This window comes from Chryseobacterium culicis, from assembly GCF_900108365.1.
Lineage (GTDB): Bacteria > Bacteroidota > Bacteroidia > Flavobacteriales > Weeksellaceae > Chryseobacterium > Chryseobacterium culicis.
Window position 1 is genome coordinate 1 of the sequence record NZ_FNWQ01000017.1, and the last position, 1,505, is coordinate 1,505.

General features: G+C 35.3%; 3 protein-coding genes. All 3 read right to left on the reverse strand.

The window, feature by feature from the left end; genetic code table 11:
- A partial coding sequence (locus BLW74_RS22605) for an RHS repeat-associated core domain-containing protein (protein WP_262487330.1) occupies positions 1–302 on the reverse strand: 302 nt, incomplete at its 3' end.
- Positions 303–638: 336 nt separating this feature from the next.
- Positions 639–1,004 carry a hypothetical protein gene (locus tag BLW74_RS22175; RefSeq protein WP_089697128.1) on the reverse strand — a complete coding sequence of 122 codons (366 nt, stop codon included), beginning with the start codon at positions 1,002–1,004 and terminating at the stop codon, positions 639–641.
- Between the two features lie 8 nt (positions 1,005–1,012).
- Positions 1,013–1,505: hypothetical protein (locus BLW74_RS22610; RefSeq protein ID WP_089697131.1), on the reverse strand; the 493-nt coding region annotated here is incomplete at its 5' end.

Consider the following 1,505-nt stretch of genomic DNA (forward strand, 5'->3'; position numbering starts at 1 on the left):
ATGATATCTTTATAAAACTGGGTTTGCCCGAAAGTACCACCGCCATCTCCATATTTTACACCCAGATAATTAGTAGCACCTTGAGGTTTATATGACGAACCAAGAAACCCAAAGGTTTGTCCTGTAGTATCTGTAATATGCCCCGAATCATCCATCCATCTTCCGTCTACATCAAAGCTTGATACAGGATTATTGGCTACATAAGCAAACGGACGGGCAGAAAGGTAGCTTTCTGCAAGCTGATCTATCCCGTTCCATCTTCCAAGATCCGGCATATACTGTCTCCAGCCATAATCAAACAAACCTGTTTCCTGAAGTTCTTTATCATTGTACTTGTAGCTGTAGAAACTTCCAAAATCTGAATTGCTGAACGAATTTGAAATATGGTTTAATCTAAACGGATAATAATTGTTGGTATCTGTAACTTCAAGAGCTCCTTCGCTGTTTTTTGCAAAACTTATCTTGGTTGAACTAGATAATCTCTGTACTGGTAAATATATTGGTTTCTCTAGAAAAAGAGAGTAAAAACCACTGCTTTTTGCAACTGCTTTTGCGTTTTATTCACGGACACGAACGATATGCTTGTTCCGACGGAGGAATACCTACGCTAACAGAGATAAGAATCGCGACCTATTTTTCTATAGTCCATTACCTTTCGTAAAATCTCTTTTTAATTTATTTTTAAAATCTTCAAAGTTGGAATGAAAAAAATAGGGTGGAGGTGTAGCAAACCGAAATATTAGCTCGTCCATAAAAAAAGCAACTCTTTCCCAACAGTTATCTTCGTATCCATCATAATTATATTTATGATGGATATTCTTGCTAAATTCAACAAAATCTTTTTCTGTTAAATGATATTTATTTTTATACAAATTTATGTATTCAAATATTGAAAAGAAGAAATCTCTATACTGATCTACAGTGAGTCTAGAGAGATTTTCTGGATTAAATTCAATATATAATTTTTCTAAAATTTTTCTTATGATCACATCTCTTTCTTCCATATATTTAATTATTTTACGGGTTGCCAAGCTGGGGCAGTACTTTGAATCAATGCTCTAAATGTTCCTACATTCATAGGGATTGCAGGTCGAACCTGTCCATAGTTTGGAACATCAGGATTCAGAACTGGTAACCCTACTAAACCGTAAGACATTAAAGAGCTTGCTGGTATTCTAAAAATTGTTCCTTTTCCTCTGCTAAAATCTGGAACATTAGGTGGTATTACATCACCATAGCCTACAGTAACAGATAAACCATTTGTGAAAAGAGGTGTTATCATGGTAGAGTTAGAAAGAAGATTAACATCTCTATCTCTTAAGCCTAGTTTATCTAGACCTTCTCCAACCATAGGTATACCATTAACATTTCTCATATTTCTATATAAATACAAATTGCCAGATTCATCAGCTGGTTCATCAGCCGTTGTAGTAACAGGAATATCAGCAGCGCCTGTAAGAGGTATATCATAACCACTGGCATGTGAGCTATCTCCATTAAGCATT

Bases quoted from the DNA above. Each gene is read 5' to 3' on its own strand.
- BLW74_RS22175 (WP_089697128.1), bottom strand. From the start codon at position 1,004: ATGGAAGAAAGAGATGTGATCATAAGAAAAATTTTAGAAAAATTATAT.